The 16,746-nt window shown below is 43.9% G+C and carries 25 protein-coding genes; 15 read left to right on the top strand and 10 right to left on the bottom strand.

The genetic code is table 11. The annotated features are described in order from the left end of the window. Positions 1 to 173, bottom strand: a 173-nt coding sequence (locus QUB56_RS30495) for a PD-(D/E)XK nuclease family transposase (protein ID WP_332960109.1), incomplete at its 3' end; no start/stop codon positions are given. Positions 174 to 361: 188 nt separating this feature from the next. Then, the gene (locus tag QUB56_RS30490) at positions 362 to 607 is read right to left on the bottom strand and encodes a hypothetical protein (protein WP_332960095.1); all 246 of its coding nucleotides are present in this window, start codon (positions 605 to 607) and stop codon (positions 362 to 364) included. 125 nt (positions 608 to 732) lie between these two features. Between QUB56_RS30490 and QUB56_RS30485 the strand changes: the two genes are divergently transcribed. From QUB56_RS30485 to QUB56_RS30470, 4 genes are all read left to right on the top strand, one after another. Beyond that, positions 733 to 1,005 carry a helix-turn-helix transcriptional regulator gene (locus tag QUB56_RS30485; protein ID WP_332960094.1) on the top strand — a complete coding sequence of 91 codons (273 nt, stop codon included), beginning with the start codon at positions 733 to 735 and terminating at the stop codon, positions 1,003 to 1,005. A 176-nt stretch (positions 1,006 to 1,181) separates the two neighbouring features. After that, a complete protein-coding gene (locus QUB56_RS30480) occupies positions 1,182 to 1,517 on the top strand; it encodes a XisI protein (protein WP_332960093.1) in 336 nt (111 codons plus the stop codon). A gap of 183 nt (positions 1,518 to 1,700) precedes the next feature. Then, a complete protein-coding gene (locus QUB56_RS30475) occupies positions 1,701 to 1,949 on the top strand; it encodes a hypothetical protein (RefSeq protein ID WP_332960092.1) in 249 nt (82 codons plus the stop codon). Further along, complete coding sequence (locus tag QUB56_RS30470; RefSeq protein ID WP_332960091.1) at positions 1,946 to 2,341, top strand: type II toxin-antitoxin system VapC family toxin; 396 nt, start codon at positions 1,946 to 1,948, stop codon at positions 2,339 to 2,341. The genes QUB56_RS30475 and QUB56_RS30470 overlap by 4 nt, the downstream gene beginning before the upstream one ends. A 64-nt stretch (positions 2,342 to 2,405) precedes the next feature. On the opposite strand, the gene QUB56_RS30465 is transcribed toward QUB56_RS30470, so the two are convergent. From QUB56_RS30465 to QUB56_RS30445, 5 genes are all read right to left on the bottom strand, one after another. Beyond that, positions 2,406 to 2,606 (bottom strand): hypothetical protein, encoded by a 201-nt coding sequence (locus QUB56_RS30465; protein ID WP_332960090.1) that lies wholly within the window; start codon positions 2,604 to 2,606, stop codon positions 2,406 to 2,408. A gap of 159 nt (positions 2,607 to 2,765) precedes the next feature. Beyond that, the gene (locus tag QUB56_RS30460; RefSeq protein ID WP_332960089.1) at positions 2,766 to 3,032 is read right to left on the bottom strand and encodes a hypothetical protein; all 267 of its coding nucleotides are present in this window, start codon (positions 3,030 to 3,032) and stop codon (positions 2,766 to 2,768) included. A 73-nt stretch (positions 3,033 to 3,105) separates the two neighbouring features. Further along, positions 3,106 to 3,954 (bottom strand): hypothetical protein, encoded by an 849-nt coding sequence (locus QUB56_RS30455; protein ID WP_332960088.1) that lies wholly within the window; start codon positions 3,952 to 3,954, stop codon positions 3,106 to 3,108. A 19-nt stretch (positions 3,955 to 3,973) separates the two neighbouring features. Further along, positions 3,974 to 4,501, bottom strand: a complete 528-nt coding sequence (locus QUB56_RS30450) for a hypothetical protein (RefSeq protein WP_332960087.1) — start codon at positions 4,499 to 4,501, stop codon at positions 3,974 to 3,976. Positions 4,502 to 4,525: 24 nt separating this feature from the next. Then, the gene (locus QUB56_RS30445) at positions 4,526 to 4,969 is read right to left on the bottom strand and encodes a hypothetical protein (protein ID WP_332960086.1); all 444 of its coding nucleotides are present in this window, start codon (positions 4,967 to 4,969) and stop codon (positions 4,526 to 4,528) included. A 492-nt stretch (positions 4,970 to 5,461) separates the two neighbouring features. Between QUB56_RS30445 and QUB56_RS30440 the strand changes: the two genes are divergently transcribed. The 7 genes from QUB56_RS30440 (at position 5,462) to QUB56_RS30410 (ending at position 7,502) form a co-directional block, all read left to right on the top strand. Next, positions 5,462 to 5,974, top strand: a complete 513-nt coding sequence (locus QUB56_RS30440) for a hypothetical protein (RefSeq protein ID WP_332960108.1) — start codon at positions 5,462 to 5,464, stop codon at positions 5,972 to 5,974. Positions 5,975 to 6,027: 53 nt separating this feature from the next. After that, complete coding sequence (locus tag QUB56_RS30435; protein WP_332960085.1) at positions 6,028 to 6,231, top strand: type II toxin-antitoxin system HicB family antitoxin; 204 nt, start codon at positions 6,028 to 6,030, stop codon at positions 6,229 to 6,231. Continuing rightward, positions 6,228 to 6,515, top strand: coding sequence for a type II toxin-antitoxin system HicA family toxin (locus tag QUB56_RS30430; protein WP_332960084.1), 288 nt, complete (start codon positions 6,228 to 6,230; stop codon positions 6,513 to 6,515). Before QUB56_RS30435 ends, QUB56_RS30430 begins: the two co-directional genes overlap by 4 nt. Continuing rightward, a complete protein-coding gene (locus tag QUB56_RS30425; protein WP_332960083.1) occupies positions 6,512 to 6,718 on the top strand; it encodes a hypothetical protein in 207 nt (68 codons plus the stop codon). Before QUB56_RS30430 ends, QUB56_RS30425 begins: the two co-directional genes overlap by 4 nt. Before the next feature lie 110 nt (positions 6,719 to 6,828). After that, complete coding sequence (locus QUB56_RS30420) at positions 6,829 to 6,987, top strand: hypothetical protein (RefSeq protein ID WP_332960082.1); 159 nt, start codon at positions 6,829 to 6,831, stop codon at positions 6,985 to 6,987. A gap of 138 nt (positions 6,988 to 7,125) precedes the next feature. Beyond that, the gene (locus QUB56_RS30415) at positions 7,126 to 7,332 is read left to right on the top strand and encodes a hypothetical protein (RefSeq protein WP_332960080.1); all 207 of its coding nucleotides are present in this window, start codon (positions 7,126 to 7,128) and stop codon (positions 7,330 to 7,332) included. Further along, positions 7,332 to 7,502 carry a hypothetical protein gene (locus QUB56_RS30410; RefSeq protein WP_332960079.1) on the top strand — a complete coding sequence of 57 codons (171 nt, stop codon included), beginning with the start codon at positions 7,332 to 7,334 and terminating at the stop codon, positions 7,500 to 7,502. Before QUB56_RS30415 ends, QUB56_RS30410 begins: the two co-directional genes overlap by 1 nt. Before the next feature lie 279 nt (positions 7,503 to 7,781). Here the strand turns inward: QUB56_RS30410 and QUB56_RS30405 are convergent, their stop codons facing one another. From QUB56_RS30405 to QUB56_RS30395, 3 genes are all read right to left on the bottom strand, one after another. Then, a complete protein-coding gene (locus QUB56_RS30405) occupies positions 7,782 to 8,393 on the bottom strand; it encodes a Uma2 family endonuclease (protein ID WP_332960078.1) in 612 nt (203 codons plus the stop codon). A 209-nt stretch (positions 8,394 to 8,602) separates the two neighbouring features. Continuing rightward, a complete protein-coding gene (locus QUB56_RS30400; RefSeq protein ID WP_332960077.1) occupies positions 8,603 to 9,463 on the bottom strand; it encodes a DUF6920 family protein in 861 nt (286 codons plus the stop codon). A 46-nt stretch (positions 9,464 to 9,509) separates the two neighbouring features. After that, positions 9,510 to 9,884 (bottom strand): DUF1257 domain-containing protein, encoded by a 375-nt coding sequence (locus QUB56_RS30395; RefSeq protein WP_332960076.1) that lies wholly within the window; start codon positions 9,882 to 9,884, stop codon positions 9,510 to 9,512. 411 nt (positions 9,885 to 10,295) lie between these two features. Here QUB56_RS30395 and QUB56_RS30390 point away from each other — a divergent pair, with 411 nt between their 5' ends. The 4 genes from QUB56_RS30390 (at position 10,296) to QUB56_RS30375 (ending at position 16,493) form a co-directional block, all read left to right on the top strand. After that, on the top strand, positions 10,296 to 11,492 hold the full coding sequence (locus QUB56_RS30390) for a WD40 repeat domain-containing protein (RefSeq protein WP_332960075.1): 1,197 nt from the start codon (positions 10,296 to 10,298) through the stop codon (positions 11,490 to 11,492). Between the two features lie 852 nt (positions 11,493 to 12,344). Then, positions 12,345 to 14,702: a PAS domain S-box protein gene (locus QUB56_RS30385; RefSeq protein WP_332960074.1), complete on the top strand. Its 2,358-nt coding sequence runs from the start codon at positions 12,345 to 12,347 to the stop codon at positions 14,700 to 14,702. A 10-nt stretch (positions 14,703 to 14,712) separates the two neighbouring features. Then, positions 14,713 to 16,374: an EAL domain-containing protein gene (locus tag QUB56_RS30380; RefSeq protein ID WP_332960073.1), complete on the top strand. Its 1,662-nt coding sequence runs from the start codon at positions 14,713 to 14,715 to the stop codon at positions 16,372 to 16,374. After that, positions 16,359 to 16,493, top strand: a complete 135-nt coding sequence (locus QUB56_RS30375; RefSeq protein WP_332960072.1) for a hypothetical protein — start codon at positions 16,359 to 16,361, stop codon at positions 16,491 to 16,493. Before QUB56_RS30380 ends, QUB56_RS30375 begins: the two co-directional genes overlap by 16 nt. Positions 16,494 to 16,746 lie beyond the last annotated feature (253 nt).

Here is a 16,746-nt window from a genome sequence, read left to right as displayed (position 1 = left end):
TTCAAACCTTCGACTCGGGGCGGCAGGTTGGGGTTGATAATTTCTAAGTCTGCAATGGTAGGATTGCCATCGTAAATTATGGCGTTGAGGAAACTGATGAGAATGTCTTTGCTATCTGAGGAACCGAAGATTTTTTTGAAGGCGTAATCTGTTTTGGGGTTGATGAATGTCATGGTGGGAATCGGGAATCACGCTCGCTATTTCGATAGTAACACTTGATTTCATCCTCAACGTTCGCTGTCTTAATTGTATTAGAAGGTCGATGGCTACGCCCCGGCTTGCGCCTACGAACTTGACGGGCGATCGCACGATTCCCAAACATCAGGTTTAGGAAATGCGATCGCCCTACTCGTCAGTTGGCTCAATTCTTCTGCAACCATTTGGTGAGCACGCGCATCCACTGGCCCGTATTCGGTGCACGCTGCAAGTCGCTCCAGTCTGCCATTTGGGCAAAACCTAGTCGCACCAGCCAATTTACTACGGCGGTTATGCCTTGGCGGGAACCAACAACCATGATACGCACGGGTTCGCGGTTTTCTCGATCGTCCGTGGGAGCTGGGTCTTGTTGGATGTCGTTGGGCGGTTCGATTGGAAAGTCTTTAGCCATTGGGAAGTCCTCATCTTCAAAATCAACTAATCACTACATATTGTGTAGTTACTACCAATCAGATGGCAATCACTACACATATGTAGTCATTTACGGTTGGGGCATCCCTTGGCATCATGGGGTGCATGAGAAAAGCTGGTCGAGTTTTGAGAGATGTGCTGAACACCTATGGCATTAGCCAAAACAAATTGGCTCACGCAATGGGTGTGCGAAGTTCTGTTGTCTATCGTTGGTTTAATGAGTTGATAGATCCAACTGGAGACACGCTTGTGAAGATGGTTGTGGCGTTAAAGTCGATCGATATAGATGCAGCGCGGGAGTTTGTGCAGCGCTATTTGGGTGAGATTTTGGAGGATGAGGGTGAGGGTGAGGTCGATCGATCTACAAACACAGAATAGACTTATTGTTCAGAAGGTCGATCGCATTTGACGGGCGATTCCCTTCCGGATAGCTTCGCTCGCGCGCACTTTTCCAGATAGACGCGATGGGAAGTACAATAAAGTTGAAGAATCTAGGTAGAGCGGCATCAAGTTAACCGCATTGTTTACGAGCCTGTGAATGAGGTGATTGTGCAATGGATAAACTAGAGCAGTATCGTCAGTGGATTCAAGCATTATTGACTGAATATGTGGCAACTCCGATCTCCAATGGTGCGATCGAATCCCAAACGCTTTTTGATACGCAGCGGGATCATTATCAGGTGACGAATGTTGGTTGGGATGGGCATCGGCGGGTGTATGGATGTGTGCTGCATTTGGATATTAAGGATGGCAAGATTTGGTTGCAGCAGAATACAACGGAGAGGCGAGTCGCGCACGAGTTGGTGGCAATGGGTGTGGCAAAGGATGATATTATCTTGGGATTTCAAGCGCCCTATGTGCGCGAATATACGGGCTTTGGGGTGGCTTAGCCATTGCCAAGGATGCGGCAATGTTTTTTTTAGAAAGAAACGGGGTTTTTAGGAAAATATTTCGTTGCAGCCAGCACCCAAGGCAAAAAACCCGGTTTCTGGGCCCTGATGCGGAAGTTTTAATAAAGCGGCTCTTGGATAATTATAATGGGTACAGAAGTCTAGCAAGGAGAATGTGCGATCGTGACACTCCGAGAAGAATTAATCAATGAGATCGATCGAGCATCAGATGATTTACTTCAGGTGCTATTGAGTTTTTTGCGTCAGACGCGGTTGTCGCAGTCTGAGCCTTCTGTGTCGATCGATTTAGCTGAGATTTCGAGTGCTGGATTGACAGCGCAAAAGCATTATCCTCTGCGCGGGATGCCGTTGGTAATTGCTGAGGATTTTGATGAGCCGATGTCAGATTTATGGGATGCGCTGGGTACATGATTTTACTGGATACGCATATTTGGCTGTGGTTGCTGCACGATCCGAGTAATTTGTCTGTGGTGGCAAATCGTGCGATCGAGGCTGAGGAAAACCAAAGCGGTTTACTGGTTTCTGCAATTTCAGTTTGGGAAATTGCTGTGAAATCGAGTTTGGGTAAGCTGACTTTGCCTTTGCCGATCGAACAGTGGTACGCGCAAGCGAGAACTCATTCAGGTACAGTTATTGAGCCCCTGAATCCGTTGGATGCAATTGGCAGTACGCAGCTTCCAGGGGAGTTTCACAAAGATCCAGCCGATCGCATTTTAGTAGCGATCGCGCGGCGGTATGATATTCCCTTGGTCACTTGCGATGAGAAGATTCTGAGCTATGCTCACGTTGAAACTATTTGGTAGCTGTCGGCGATCACACTTGTTTTTTTTGGTAAGGGCGATCGCTCTTAAGCCTAATACTTAGAACTTAAAGTATTATATCAGCAGCGATTTCCTGGCGTACTATCTCAGCTAGACTATCCCACTGAGCGTCTGTTGTAGCTTCAAATTGATCCTTCCACACCTGTTCATCACTGATATCCTCTTCCGCCATTAGAATGCGGATTAACTCTCGTTTCTCGATCGCAGACAGTTGTCTAATGGTAGGGAGTAATTCTGTTAGTGTCATCGGTTGTTTTCCTACGATGCATCTATGTTAACGGTAGCAGGTTAACGTAGTAATTACAACTTCCAGGGGGGTTTCACAAAAATCGGCGCGATCGCATTTTAGTAGCGATCTGGCAACAACATAGTGGTGTTTGGCACACAGGAGTAGCTAAATAACGGATCAACGTTGACGCTCTCGGTCTTGCTGAACCGCCTTTTTTGCTGCCTGCTCACTCATAAAGCCAATGGTAGAGGCTAGTGACCACGCAAAAATCCCTAGATGTATAAAGATACCAATAATACCCCAAAATCCAAGAGTCACTATGGTAAGGATAAGATTAACAACAGCTAAAAAAAGCTGGATAAATCCTTGCACTCTTTTACTGGTAAATAAAATAGTTCCCAAGCCAGGAAATAGTAAGTTTAAGAAAATAGCAAGACAACCCATTACTTGTTAACCTCCTTTTTTAATCACTGTAGAAATCCATAAAACTGCGAGCACTTAATTGGCTGATTCCGTTTCACCTTCCGTACTTCTTTTTGTACTCCTCTAGCTTCTTGCGTATGGCTGCGATCGTGTCTTCAGAACCAACTTTGACTAGCTCACCATTGAGATCTGCACTCTGCGAAAATGAATAGACTACTTCGATAACATTTGCTCCAGTTGTATAGAGAGCAAATTGTTGCACCCCGTTGGCAAATTCCCGCCGACCATTAACAATAGAAATTTTTTTATTAATCGTTTTAATTTGGAGATTTGTAATTTCCTTATAGGGAAACTCTTGCGTGTTATCATCTAATGTCTGTCCATAAATTAGATTATGCGTGCATTGATAGCTTGCAATATTGTGTTCTGTGAGGAAAACAATCAAAATGTTGAGATGTGAATATCGGATTTTACCATCTCTACCGACTGCAAGCTGTGTTTCCTGTAACTCTGCGGGTCCACCAAGCAAGAAAGGATTTGCTTTATAATCATCATGTTCTAAACCCAGCCTTTTTAATGACTCTTTAATGATGTTTTCTATGTCACTACTCATCCATCGATCCATTTGTTCATCCGATGGCTTTGGTTCTGCTTTTGCATAATCATTTTGATATCTCGCACAAGCTTGTTCATAACTTGTTTTTTTCTCGGATGATTCAGAATATCCTTTACTCAGGGAGCGAAAACCAAAGTATCCCGCAGCCATGCCTAACAATACGAGAAGACCATTTCCAGAAACAAATAAAAAAAGTGCAACAAAAAGCAGTACACCTCCCGTAATCATTTGATTCTGATTTCCAGAATTGTCAGGCTGTTCGGGTTTAATGGGAGTTTCTGTAAAATATTTGCGTACTGCTTCAGAACGAATTGGAGAAACACTCATGGCAATAATTGTCCTCTTTCTAGTTAGTTATTCCAAATTTATTGTGCAAGTACATCCAGTAACGATTTTGAGGATCGTTTAGGTAGTAAAGGATTTCTCTCGCGTGTTCAGCTTGTATTGATTCACCTTGACTAAAGAGTTGAGCAGAGGTAGGAGAGTTTTCTATAAAGCCATTCATGGCATAGTAACCATACTTCACAATTGCCCAAAGCACGTAAGATTTTGAAGATGTTGCATCTCCGTAAACTGCTGAATTCAGCTTTTCTTCAATACTTGTAATAGTCCATCCATCAGTTTTCTTGGGTTTTTTACCACTTAATAGTGCAATTGCCAAGTAATAGTAAGCATCAGATAATGACGGATCAGTCTTTGTCGCATCACTCAGTACATCAATAGCTTCTCGATAAGCTTGGTTCTTTAGCAGTTGAATACCTCTATTCAACAGTTCTTGCCCAGTAACTGATGAATTTTGGTATAAATCACCAACCCATCCAATCTTCTCTGCCTTAATTTGATAATTCTTGCCACCGTAATTATTTTGTTCCATCTTGGGGTTTTATCGAATAAAGGTTTACTTGGTGTAATCATCACCAATTCGATCGATTTGATGCGCTTGAACTTGAAAACCTTTTGCATTGTCGCGGTTCGCTTGCTTCATATCACCGAACTGCACTTGCTCTTTGCTTATGTTCTGGATGTTGATAATTTGCTGCGCTAATTGCCGCAAGTCTTGAGCTAAAGTTTGTTCTGCCTCCATTTCATCATCCAGATAGGTAGTCAGCTTGTTCAGTGCTTCTGAAGAGCCTTGCTCTTGGATTGCGGTAATTGCTTTTTCTGCCTTGACATCCTGTTTGTTTTTGAACCATGTCACAATCTTCTGACGTAACTCACCTGCTTTAATGAAAGCTTCATCTGTCAGTTTTTTAGCAGTTTCTCCAGCACTTGATTTAATAAATTCATTGAAGGCAAGTTCGAGGATTTTAGCACCAGTTACAACAATGATTTGGTCAGTCATATACTACTTCTGTCACTTAATAAATTTACCTGGATTTGTCTACACGTAAAAACGATATTTTGCAATTGTTCGACAACAACTCTAATCCAACCTGAAATCCTCAACTAAAAAAAATACAGGAAACTTTTACATATAAACTCCTGAAAAAAAAATAATTTTTACAATTGCTTTACCAAACTTAAAACGTACAGTGAAGTTGCTTTTGATTTTGTCTATAACTTAGGCAACTCGCTTGTAAAGTAGATGTTTTGGACTAGGTGACGACACCCTTTTTAGATTTGAGGCACAACTACGCACCGCACCTGTTAATAAACACTCTAGTAAGATGCTTATGTCAGACTCATCCATGCTAGACCGATCGCACAAAAGATGTAAAGGGAAAAAAGTTGGAAAAAGTGGGAACTTCCTAAAAATCCGATGCGAGACCCAAAAAGTTGGAAAAAGTGGGAAAAAGTTTGGTATAGTAACCATACCTATCTCACCATCCCACCTATGGATAGTCCTCAGATATTGCAATTTGTCGATGAAGCTGTCTATACCAACACAGGTAAACGTTTAAATAACTTGCAGCGGAGGATTATCGCAGGCATACTGAATCGTCAAAGATATGCTGACGTTGCAGAAACTTATGGTTATAGCTCCCAGCACGTTAAAAAGGCTAGTCACGAACTTTTGCAAATGTTATCTGAAGTGTTTGGCGAACAAGTTAAAAAAAGTAATCTTGAATCCGTTATAGAAAGACAGATAAATCAAAATATAAATCTTGGTAAAAATAATAATTTTCAAAATAACAGAATTAGCTACGTCAATAATTGTCCTAATCCCTCCACTCCTACCCCCGATCAAAGTCAGCCGGAAAATCCCGAGTTGCAGCAGAAAAGCAAAAATCAAACTAAGATTGAAACAATTGATAAATTACGGCAGTTTGGCTTGAGCGACGAACAAATTGCAGAAGCGCTAGATATACCTTTAGAGCAGGTTAAGCAGGTAGACTTTGAGGAGTAAAGTCTGGTACAGTAATAAAGAGGTAAGTTTTGAAAATAAATTAGGAGAATCAAGTGAAAATCAAAATTATTATTCACGAAGCAGAAGAAGGCGGATACTGGGCAGAAGTTCCTGCTATTCCTGGCTGTGCAACAGAGGGAGAAACCTTCGAGGAACTGCTGCAAAACCTCTATGAAGCAATCGAAGGTTGCCTTAGTGTAGATATTGAATCCATCGAGACAAATGAGCGAGACAAAATTATGGAGATTGCGATATGAACTCCATGTCGGGCAAAGAGTTAGCCAAGCTGCTAGAACGTAATGACTGGATATTATTAAGAGTTCAAGGCAGTCACCACATCTACGGGAAACCGGGAAGCTCAATCCGAATTTCTGTGCCAATTCACGGTAATAAATCTTTAAAAGTTGGATTACTCAGACACTTGTTAAAACAGGCGGGTTTATTGGAAAATACCCATCAAAATACCAGCACAGTTGAAGAGTCAAATAATGAGAATAAGGAGGCGAATGAATCTGATTCGATCGAGGAAGAACAAGAATGAAATTGCCTCCATCTTGCGATGAAAGCAACAACCCAGCCTACAAGCTATTTTGGGAAACGATCGTAAATCCCTGCAATCAAGGTTTCGCCGTCCATCGGTGGAGTATGTTCGGACATAGCAACAGCAGCATCTATCTTAACTCGTATAGTATCGCTCCACTGGCGATCGGCGAGAGCTGCTTGGAACTCATCAAGCCCTTCTAGAAACTCTGCGAGTTCCTTTTCTGGAAGTTCCCTTACTGCTGTCTTGAACTCTGTAATGTTTATGGGTAATTAACTTTTTTTGCTAATAGCCCTTTACCTGTGTACTCTAATTGTATCGCATCCAGCCTCGAAACCAGTGGCAAAATCTGGATTTCGCGATCGACAATACCGACGGTAAATTACGACAATTTGGCTTGAGCGACGAACAAATTGCAGAAGGGCTAGATATACCTTTAGAGCAGGTTAAGCAGGTGGACTTCGAGGAGTAAATCTGTGCTATCTCCGAATTTTACTGGATGGGCGATTCCCTACGAGATAGCTTCGCTTCACGCTCTTACTTGTGTTGTTATAATCATCGAATGTTGCCTTATTGAAGTAAAATAAAATCTCCCTAGCTATTTTAAGCTATGAACACAAAACTCATTGAATCTTTAGTACAAATCATCCAGACACTCTCAGAAGACGAGCAATTGCTAATAAAAGCAAAACTATTTAATAATATCCCCTATCCTTCTAATGTGGAAATAACCCAGTTAGCCCAAAACGCAGGAGCATTTCAATTCCTGCAAGATGAGCCTGATATTTACACCCTGGAAGATGGACAGCCAATTTAGTGAAGCTAAACAAAGGAGATATTTCAGGCGTTGTGCATAATTCCCAGAAACCCGGTTTCTTCCGAGATATTTCGCCACCCAACCCAAATTTCGTAAGAAACCGGGTTTCTCACGCTTTGCATACTTCCCAGAAACCGGATTTAGAACTAGATATCTTGCCACCCACCTAAATTTATTCAGACCATTTATGACAAATATTGTTAGAAAAAAAAGTGTTCGATTTCGTTCCACAGGCACAACTTACTGATGGAGCGCCGTAGGGAAACGGCACTGCCGTGTCCTCTATTTCTGCACCTACCTACTTACCTGAAAAATACTGTAATATCATGTCCTATCGATTGACCATAATATCCCGACCGGGCGGGTTTTTGAGATGGTCGATTGTTGGCAGATATTGTTTGTGAACCCGCCCCTACCTGAGGTCGGGTAATCGACCGGACATGATATAACTACTCACCCGCCAGAAATATCTGTTCTGCAACCAAATTTAAGTCTGGAAATGTTGGGGAAACTAGAGCTTCACTTGCTCGAAATTGTTCTCTTTGATAAACTCCTTCAATTAACTGATAAATTGTAACTACAGGCTGTTTCTGCGAACCGATGTAACGCTTACCTCCCAGACCTAAATAATCGGCAATCCAATACTCTGGAATACGTAAAGCTTCGTAGTCTTCCACTTTCCGGGCATAGTCATTCTGCCAATTGGTGCTAACTACTTCAACCACTAATTTAACAGAGCTACCAAGTGTAATTACTGGCTCAGTTTTCCACAGAGGCTCATTCACCAAAGCTGTTCGATCGAGAATTACGATATCTGGTCTAAAAGCTGAATTAAGACCTAACGGTTTAATCAGGCATTTCATCGGAATGAACCAAGGTAAATTGAGTAAGTCAATCGCCACGTTGAGCTTGCGATTGATTAACCCAACAACCTGTTCGTGGGGGCCCGTCGGTTCCAAATCGATTAATTCTCCATCAATTAACTCGTACCGAATATCATCTAGATATGTAGCAATGAATGCTTCAAAGCTTAGGACACCTGTATCGATCGCAGAAACCATAGAGATTTGTCCTTTACCCGTTTGCTTTAATTATATCGCTTTCATCAATCCTCGAAACTACCGATCGGCAAATTCCGAATTTCGCGATCGATACCACTGATAAACGCGATCGATCTGAGATTGGGCCAGTGCTAGCCTCAGCCAGATTATTCCCATGAAATAGGCGAGAAAATCTCAGACTCAGACGCACCCTACAACACAAACTAGAATCATCGTGCAAACTCATAGGCAACATTCGTGATGCGGCCGCGCCAGTAGGGCAATAGCGAGCCATCAGGCAGTTGCCACGCCACCTCACCCGATCGCGGAATCCGCATACCCTCTCGCAATTCGTAGTCCCAGAAGCGGCCAATCCAGGGCGCAAACACCAGCCCCCCGTTAACTGTACGGGCGCGGGCCTCGGCGCGGACAGTGGCGATTAGCCCTGCCTCATCAAAGCGGAAATCCAGGGAAACAGCGGTGTCGCCATCCTGTAGCGTTCCTCTGGCCGAAGAATTGTCGATCGCCTCCCAGCGAACACCCTGACTCGGCAACAGTCTCGTCGGATACCAAGCCGCCTCCGCGAAAAAGCGCATCAGTTCCCCTTGTGCCGCTTCTGGAGTGCCGCGGATATCAGCCAGAGTCACCAGGCCCAGCAGCGCCGCATGGAGGATGCCTTCGCCAGAAATGTAGGCATCATGAACAAACGCATTGATACCGGGCATCATGGCAATTCGCCCGTCCCAGTCAAAGCCAGGGCGCTGAGTAATTACCAATTGAGTTGAGGTGAAGGCGCTCCATTTTTCTGCAGTTTCGCTCATGTTAAAGGTGCCTTCGTGGGAAACCCGCGCTGCTGCAATTAGCGGTTGTCCATCCTCGAGCACCGCGCGAAAGTAGCGCTGCACGGGCTGGGGTAAATCGGCGATTTCCCGCGCATCAAATGTCAGAGGTTCAATCGGCCTTCCTGCAGCTTCCAGATTCGCTCGCAGTTCCTTGGTACCGAGATACCAGCGGTATGCCCCAAGGGCGATCGCGCCCACAATGCCAACTACAAGCGCCAGGATGATTAGTACGATCGCCGATCGCCACATAGTGATTCCTCTTAGTACGTAAAAACGAGTTAATCAAGCGCCAGTCTTAAACCCATCTACCCACTACAACTCTCACCGTTCCATCTGCCAAAGTTTCCTCTTCTTCAACATGAAAACCCTCTGACTGCACCGCCGCCATCAAACTTTGGCGCGCGTATTTTTGACTAATTAAATTGACAAATTCCTGCTGATTAATTCGAGCGCCCCAAAAATCCGCCACCAATTCGTAATCCTCTCCGCTGCGGCGAAAACCCAAATCGTAACCATTGGATTGCCGAATTACGTACTCCGCATTAGTTTTATCACCCCGATAACCCCGTACCTGCACATTGGACTCTACTTGATAACCCAACTCTTCCAACACTTGATGCAGCAGTTCGCCGTTCTTGATCTGAACCTTGATCGTTGTGAAGTGTGACATATCACTTTCGGATTTTTGTGTAAAACGCTGATTTGATTATAATACTATAAACTGCAACAGTCAATAACTTATAAGTTTGGAGCTTAAACGCCGTTTGAGCGTCACCGAAAGCAGCCAGGGTACAAGCCCCCAGATTCATCTGTGCAGAAATTAAAAACATAGTATCCGATAACAATTCCCCAGATTCATCCGTGACTTCGCTTTGTTCAATCCTCCAATTCTTCAAATCTAAAATCTAAAATATAATTGAGCGTCACCGAAAGCAGCCAGGGTACAAGCCCCCAGATTCATCTGTGTAGAAATTAAAAACATAGTATCCGATAACAATTCCCCAAATTCATCCGTGACTTCGCTTTCTTCAATCCTCCAATTCTTCAAATCTAAAATCCAAAATCTAAAATCTAAAATCGTATGATGGCAGACAATTCTAACCAACCCAGAGAATATGATGCCGTCCTCGGCGGCCAAAGTCAAATCCCCATCGCCGGCGCAGTTTTGGGAGGCATCGCCGGGGTCAAGCAGCGCTTCAACAGTCCTAGTATCGAGTCGCGGATTGCCGCTGTTAAAGATGCTCCTAAATACGGAGGCGCTGGTTTAAATTTAGCAATTGAGGCGCTGCTTGACCCCGCAGCAGAAGTGCAGCGAGTTGCTTATTTAATTTTGCGATCGAGGACAGAACCTCTAGTGCGCCAAGCTTTAAAAGACTTCGTGCCTTACAAGCTTTTTGACTGCATCCGCACTGTCAAAACTGGGACAAATCTTGCCATTAGTCCCGGAGGATCTCACACGGCGAGTTTGCACGGGAAAATAATTAGAATTTGCGATGTAGATACAGGAGAATTACTCTATACCGTTGACAAGTATCCCCGCGCTCAAGAAACTTTTGTCCTTTCCCAAGAAAGCGAAGTTTTTGTGAGGAGCAGAAATATTCCGAAACATCGTGCGATCGAAATTTGGCAGGGAGGAGAATTGCGGCATACTGCCCTCGGACATGAAGCGGAAATTAGCGCCCTTGTCATCAGTCCCGACAGTCAAGTTATCGCCAGCGGTTCGGCAGATACTACTATCAAAATTTGGAATTTAGAGACGGGAAAGTTAATCTGTACTTTTGGCAGTCATTTAACTTGGGGAGCTCATAAAGCAGGAATTGTTAGTCTTGCTTTTAGCCCGATCGCACAAACTCTCGCTAGCAGCAGTTCTGACGGTACAATTAAACTGTGGAACCTCCGCAGCAGAGAATGCTCCCAAACAATTAAAGGTTACGCGAATTGTCTGGCTTTGAGTCCAGACGGGCAGACTTTGGCGAAGGGCGGCTGGGACAGAAATATTCAACTGCTGCAGCTATCGAATCCAGATAGTTCAATCACTTTGGCCGGGCATTTTAACTCGATAAATGCGATCGCCTTTAGTCCCGACGGACTCACTGTTGTCAGTGCTAGTGCCGATGGTTATATCAAATTTTGGAATGCCAGTACCGGCGAACATATTCACACTCTCAGCGGACATCAAAACTCTGTTACTTGTCTTACTTTTAGCAGCGATGGTAAAACTATTATCAGTGGCAGTATAGACAAAACTTTCAAAATTTGGGGAGTTATACCATTATAGATGTTAGATGTTATAGCAATCCTCGCATCATTTGTGAATTTCTTACTCCCTCCCCGCGGCTTCGGGGAGGGTTGGGGTGGGGTCAAAAATTCACGACTCCTGCAAGGATTGCTAGAGATTTAAATCCGTGAGTTAGCTTTATTCAATCCTCCCATTATTCAAATCTAAAATCTAAAATCTAAAATTTAAAATTGAATAATTGGGAATGAGTTATCGGCTATGGGTTGGCAGCTTGCCTACAGTTGCATTTTGGGGACTGCTATTAATTGAAGTCCCGCGAGCGCTCACTCCAGAAAATTTTATTTCGATGCAAAAGTCAACGATATTATTCTTATATTTTTTATCACTAAACCCGAGCTTTTTTCGTATAAACCGGGTTTAGCCAGGCAAGTCTGTGTTCAGGACTATCCTCATAAAACTCCCTCGGACAAACTTCCTAACTACCAACACTTTTACGAGTTGTAATTGACCGGACATCAGATCGAGAGTGCGTCCAGGAGTGTTTAATACTTCCCAATTCCCGATTCATCAGTGCGTGAATATACGCAAACAAATATAATAAATTTACACCTCCTGTTTTTGTGCCAGCCGAGGATTGCGACACTTTTTTTTGCACGACTACACATACTTAGAGTAGAAGTACCGATTCACAGGCATTATTCACCTGATTGTCAATTTCTGAACAGTCGCCAGAAAGCCGGAGCGAGCCACAATTCCTGAATTGTTTAAACTAGCTTTAAACAATCGCATCTAGCTCGGCTGAGTATCGCAGCTAACTGTAATATTTGACTCAAAAAGTTTATGCTTAAAAGATAGGCTGGGGTTAAATATACAGTGCAGCCCAGAGTAACCATGTCACACTGCAACCAATCCATCTGTCCTTCCCGCAATCTCGCAGAAATGTGCGACACTGCTGCCAGTTGGCAGCACAAAGCAGATCGACTAACGGTAGAATTAAACAGCACCCAGGAGCGGCTTCATGCAGAAATCGATCGGCTCAAACAAGCCAACGAAACCCTGCTGGCCGCCGTCAGTTGTGCCTCGATTTTCCTGTGGGCAACAGACAGAGACGGCAAGTTAACCCTTGCAGAAGGCAAAGGATTAGAAAATTTGGGACTCAAACCAGGTGCAAGTGTCGGGCTGTCGATTTTTGAAGTTTACAGCAGCCAGCCAAATATGTTAGAAAATATTGCCGAGGTACTAGCAGGAAACGATCGCACTTGGAATGCCCGACAGGGGCATGGTATTTACTCGATTCGATCGATACCCCTGCGAGATGGAAACGGCGAAGTTGTCGGCGCAGTCGGTGTTTATACTCAAATTACCGAGCGTGAGGAGTCCATCGCAACTCTGTCCATGGCAAATAAAGAATTAGAAGACAGACTTCAGCAGCAAACGGCAGTCTTCAATGCAGCACTTGCCGAAAGCGAAAAAAAGTACCGCAACCTCGTAGAAACCTCCCAAGAATTGATTTGGTCGATCGATATTGAAGGGTTCTTGACTTTTGTCAATTCCGCCGCCAAACGCATCTACGGTTACGAACCGCCAGAAATGATCGGCCGCCGCTTCACAGATTTTTTAGTTCCCGGGCAAAAAACTCGACCAAGAGAAATGTTTGCGCAACTTTTAGCGAGAACCAGTGTTCAGCCACAAACCGCTAATTCTCCTTACGAAACAGTACACATTCGCAAAGACGGTACTCCCGTCCACCTGCGCGTCAACAGCATCGTCCACCAAGCTGAAAACGGCACTATTATAGGCTTGTGCGGAACCGCGACAGATATTAGCGATCGCTTGCGATCGGAAGAAGCACTCCAAGAAGCTACAGACCAACTTCGCGCAGTCTTAGATGCCGTGCCCGGACTAATTTCTTGGATCAGTTCAGATTTGCGGTATATTGGAGTCAACAAGCACTTAGCAACCTCATTCAAACTGTCTCCTGAAAGCTTTGTCGGTCAAGAAATAAACTTTCTCGAAAAAGGCTCGAATTTTGGAGAACTGATCCGAAAATTTTTTGCCAGTTCATCTCAGCAAATCTGGCAAGAAATAGACCTAGAAAATAACGGTTCCGTCCGAAATTATTTGATAGTAGCTCAGAAATATCATCAGGGAACCGCAGCAGTTTCGGTAGGGATAGACATTACCGAGCGCAAGCGCGCCGAAGCTCAAAAAACCAAATTAATCGCTTCTTTGCAAGAGTCGGAACGCAAATTCCGCAGCCTTTACGAAGCCACCAGCGACGCAGTAATGCTGCTCGACGAAGAAGGTTTTTTTGATTGCAACCACGCCACCTTAGCAATCTTTGGCTGCAGCAATAAAGAACAGTTTTACGGCAAGAAAATGAGCGAATTTTCCCCGCGAGTTCAGCCAAACGGACAAGACTCATCGAGTCTAGCAGCAGAGAGAATATCGACAGCAATGCAAACAGGTAGCTGTCGCTTTGACTGGATACACAAACGGGTAGACGGTTCAGAATTCCCTGCCGAAGTGCTATTAAATGCAATGGAAATTAACGGGCAAAAAGTAATTCAAGCAGTAGTGCGGGACATTACCGATCGCAAACGCGACGAGGATGGCATCAAAGCATCCCTCGCAGAAAAAGAAGTTCTCCTCAAAGAAATTCACCACCGCGTCAAAAACAACCTCCAAGTTATTTCCAGTTTGCTCAAACTTCAGTCCCGCTACATCCAAGACAGCCGGGTTAGTGAAATGTTAAAAGAAAGTCAAAACCGAGTCCGCTCAATGGCCCTGGTTCACGAACAATTGTATCAATCCAAAGACTTGTCAAACATTGACTTTGCTGAATATATCCAAAATCTAGCCCACAATTTATTCCAAGCTTATGAAATTCATGCACAAGGCATTAAGTTGCAAACAAATATAGCGCCGTGTTCTCTTAATATTGATACGGCTGTTCCTTGCGGATTAATTATCAACGAGCTTGTGACAAATGCCCTAAAATATGCTTTTACAGGACAAGTGAAAGGTAAAATCAACATAGATTTCACTTTAGATAACAGAGTTTTCGTGCTAACCGTGAGCGACAGCGGAATTGGTTTTCCTCAAGACTTAGATTATCGAAAAGCCCGAACGTTGGGTTTGCGACTGGTCGGGTCTTTAGTTAAGCAAATCAGGGGGAAGATAGAACTGTTAGCAACTGCTGGCACGACTTTTAAAATAACCTTTTCCAAACCCAAATTGCATTCTTAGGAGAAATTTGATGTCTCAGAAGAAAATTTTAATAGTAGAAGACGAGAGCATCATTGCGGAGGACATTTCAGACAGTTTAATCTCTCTAGGATATCGAATAAGTGGTATGGTCTATTCGGGAGAGGAAGCGATTGAAGCAGCAGCTAAATGTCGGCCGGATTTGGTTTTGATGGATGTTAACCTGCAAGGAGAAATCGACGGCATTACAGCAGCAGCAGAAATTCGATCGCGCTTTCAAATCCCGGTAGTTTATCTGACAGCTTATGCTGACGAAAACACTTTGCGGCGCGTCAATGCGACCAAACCATTCGGCTATATTGTCAAACCCTTTGAGGAAAAAAACTTGCACACAACTATTCAATTAGCTCTCCACCGGCATGAGTACGATAGTTTGACAAACTTGCCAAATCGTTCGCTGTTGCGAGAACAACTAAATCAGGTATTAGACAAGCAAAAAGAATTGCCCGGAATAATTCCCGTTATCACTCTCAGTTTAGATCGAATTAACCGGATTAACAGTACCTTGGGACACGATATCGGCGACTCGGTACTTTGCAAAGTTGCGCAGCGGCTTAGTAACTGCAGGGAGAACATTAATATTGTGGCTCGTTTGGAAGCTGCCGAATTTGCAATTGTTATCCAACCAGTTACTGACAAACAGGAGGCTGCCAAGATTGCTCAAAACATTTTAGATATTGTAGCCCAACCTATGATTGTCAAAGGCTCAGAACTTTACCTCACGGCAAGTATCGGCATTTCTTTATCTCCAAGCGACGCCAGCGATGGAGACCAACTGCTAAAAAATGCTTATACAGCTATGTACAATTCTCAGCAACAAGGTGGTAATAATTATCAGTTTTATATAGCGAAAGTAGCGAATAGTTCCGTCAATATATTCACTCAAGAAACTTGTCTCCGCAATGCTTTAAAACGCTCGGAATTTGAAGTTTACTATGAGCCACAAATAAAAATTAAAACAGGAAAAATTATTGGTGCTGAAGCTTTGGTGCGCTGGAATCATCCAGAGAGGGGCAGAGTTTCCCCGGGAGAATTTATTCCACTGGCTGAAGAAATGGGATTGATTGCACCGCTGGGCGAATGGGTGTTAGAGACTGCTTGCAGGCAAACTAAAGCTTGGCAAACACAGGGTTTGCCTCCGCTGCGGGTAGCAGTCAACCTGTCAGCCCGCCAGTTTGAGCAAAAAAATTTGACGGAGAGAGTCACCGAGATATTAAGAGAAACTAATCTAGATCCTAAATGTCTGGAATTAGAATTGACAGAAGGTCTGATTTTGGAAGAGGAAACGGCAGCCCATCAAGCTTTTACGGTGTGGAGAGATATGGGGATTAGGATAGCAATTGATGATTTTGGCACTGGTTATTCTTCTTTGAGTTATCCGAAACGCTTTCCGTTTGATGCGATCAAAATTGACAAGAGTTTTATTCGCGATATTGCAGACGATCGCCAAAATGCAGCGATTACCATAGCAATTATTCAAATGGCACACTACATGAACATGACTGTGATTGCTGAGGGTGTAGAAAATGAGTCGGAACTTGCTTTTTTGTGCGCTCACGAGTGCGATGAAATTCAAGGTTATTTTTTTAGTCCGGCTTTGCCAAGGGATGAGTTTGAAGCGCTGCTGAAAAGCGATAAGTGCTGGGATCTATAGGAGAAGGAAGAAGTCCGATGGCATCGGCCCGCGCAGGGCATCGGGCATCGGGCATCGGGCATCGGCCCTCGCAGGGCATCGGCCCGCGCAGGGCATCGGGCATACCTCACCACGCTTGAGAACCGCTATAAGAGGTAATTAGTAATTGGTGTAATAGCAATTTTTTATGAGGCCCCGTAGAATCCGATCACCCTGGCGCCCCCCGCGTCCGGGGGGGACAAGAGTCCGATCTTTCGTCCCCCGACTATCAGGCAGATGCGAGGGGGATCGAGATATGTGCAACTTCACATTAAATTGGTATTGTAAAACTTCATTGAGTTTATAAGCAATTATAAACAATAATGGTATTATGTTGTGAGTGTTGAATAAGGA

This window comes from Microcoleus sp. AR_TQ3_B6 (genome assembly GCF_036702785.1).
GTDB lineage: Bacteria > Cyanobacteriota > Cyanobacteriia > Cyanobacteriales > Microcoleaceae > Microcoleus.
This window is presented reverse-complemented; position numbering and strand designations above follow the sequence as displayed.

What these genes read in the sequence shown, in the direction of transcription:
- QUB56_RS30455 (WP_332960088.1), bottom strand. Translation starts at nt 3,954, where the DNA reads ATGAGTGTTTCTCCAATTCGTTCTGAAGCAGTACGCAAATATTTTACA.
- QUB56_RS30440 (WP_332960108.1), top strand. Translation starts at nt 5,462, where the DNA reads ATGGATAGTCCTCAGATATTGCAATTTGTCGATGAAGCTGTCTATACC.
- QUB56_RS30445 (WP_332960086.1), bottom strand. Translation starts at nt 4,969, where the DNA reads ATGACTGACCAAATCATTGTTGTAACTGGTGCTAAAATCCTCGAACTT.
- QUB56_RS30390 (WP_332960075.1), top strand. Translation starts at nt 10,296, where the DNA reads ATGATGGCAGACAATTCTAACCAACCCAGAGAATATGATGCCGTCCTC.
- QUB56_RS30490 (WP_332960095.1), bottom strand. Translation starts at nt 607, where the DNA reads ATGGCTAAAGACTTTCCAATCGAACCGCCCAACGACATCCAACAAGAC.
- QUB56_RS30465 (WP_332960090.1), bottom strand. Translation starts at nt 2,606, where the DNA reads ATGACACTAACAGAATTACTCCCTACCATTAGACAACTGTCTGCGATC.
- QUB56_RS30430 (WP_332960084.1), top strand. Translation starts at nt 6,228, where the DNA reads ATGAACTCCATGTCGGGCAAAGAGTTAGCCAAGCTGCTAGAACGTAAT.
- QUB56_RS30385 (WP_332960074.1), top strand. Translation starts at nt 12,345, where the DNA reads ATGTCACACTGCAACCAATCCATCTGTCCTTCCCGCAATCTCGCAGAA.
- QUB56_RS30460 (WP_332960089.1), bottom strand. Translation starts at nt 3,032, where the DNA reads ATGGGTTGTCTTGCTATTTTCTTAAACTTACTATTTCCTGGCTTGGGA.
- QUB56_RS30450 (WP_332960087.1), bottom strand. Translation starts at nt 4,501, where the DNA reads ATGGAACAAAATAATTACGGTGGCAAGAATTATCAAATTAAGGCAGAG.
- QUB56_RS30480 (WP_332960093.1), top strand. Translation starts at nt 1,182, where the DNA reads ATGGATAAACTAGAGCAGTATCGTCAGTGGATTCAAGCATTATTGACT.
- QUB56_RS30415 (WP_332960080.1), top strand. Translation starts at nt 7,126, where the DNA reads ATGAACACAAAACTCATTGAATCTTTAGTACAAATCATCCAGACACTC.
- QUB56_RS30400 (WP_332960077.1), bottom strand. Translation starts at nt 9,463, where the DNA reads ATGTGGCGATCGGCGATCGTACTAATCATCCTGGCGCTTGTAGTTGGC.
- QUB56_RS30470 (WP_332960091.1), top strand. Translation starts at nt 1,946, where the DNA reads ATGATTTTACTGGATACGCATATTTGGCTGTGGTTGCTGCACGATCCG.
- QUB56_RS30485 (WP_332960094.1), top strand. Translation starts at nt 733, where the DNA reads ATGAGAAAAGCTGGTCGAGTTTTGAGAGATGTGCTGAACACCTATGGC.
- QUB56_RS30380 (WP_332960073.1), top strand. Translation starts at nt 14,713, where the DNA reads ATGTCTCAGAAGAAAATTTTAATAGTAGAAGACGAGAGCATCATTGCG.
- QUB56_RS30405 (WP_332960078.1), bottom strand. Translation starts at nt 8,393, where the DNA reads ATGGTTTCTGCGATCGATACAGGTGTCCTAAGCTTTGAAGCATTCATT.
- QUB56_RS30425 (WP_332960083.1), top strand. Translation starts at nt 6,512, where the DNA reads ATGAAATTGCCTCCATCTTGCGATGAAAGCAACAACCCAGCCTACAAG.
- QUB56_RS30395 (WP_332960076.1), bottom strand. Translation starts at nt 9,884, where the DNA reads ATGTCACACTTCACAACGATCAAGGTTCAGATCAAGAACGGCGAACTG.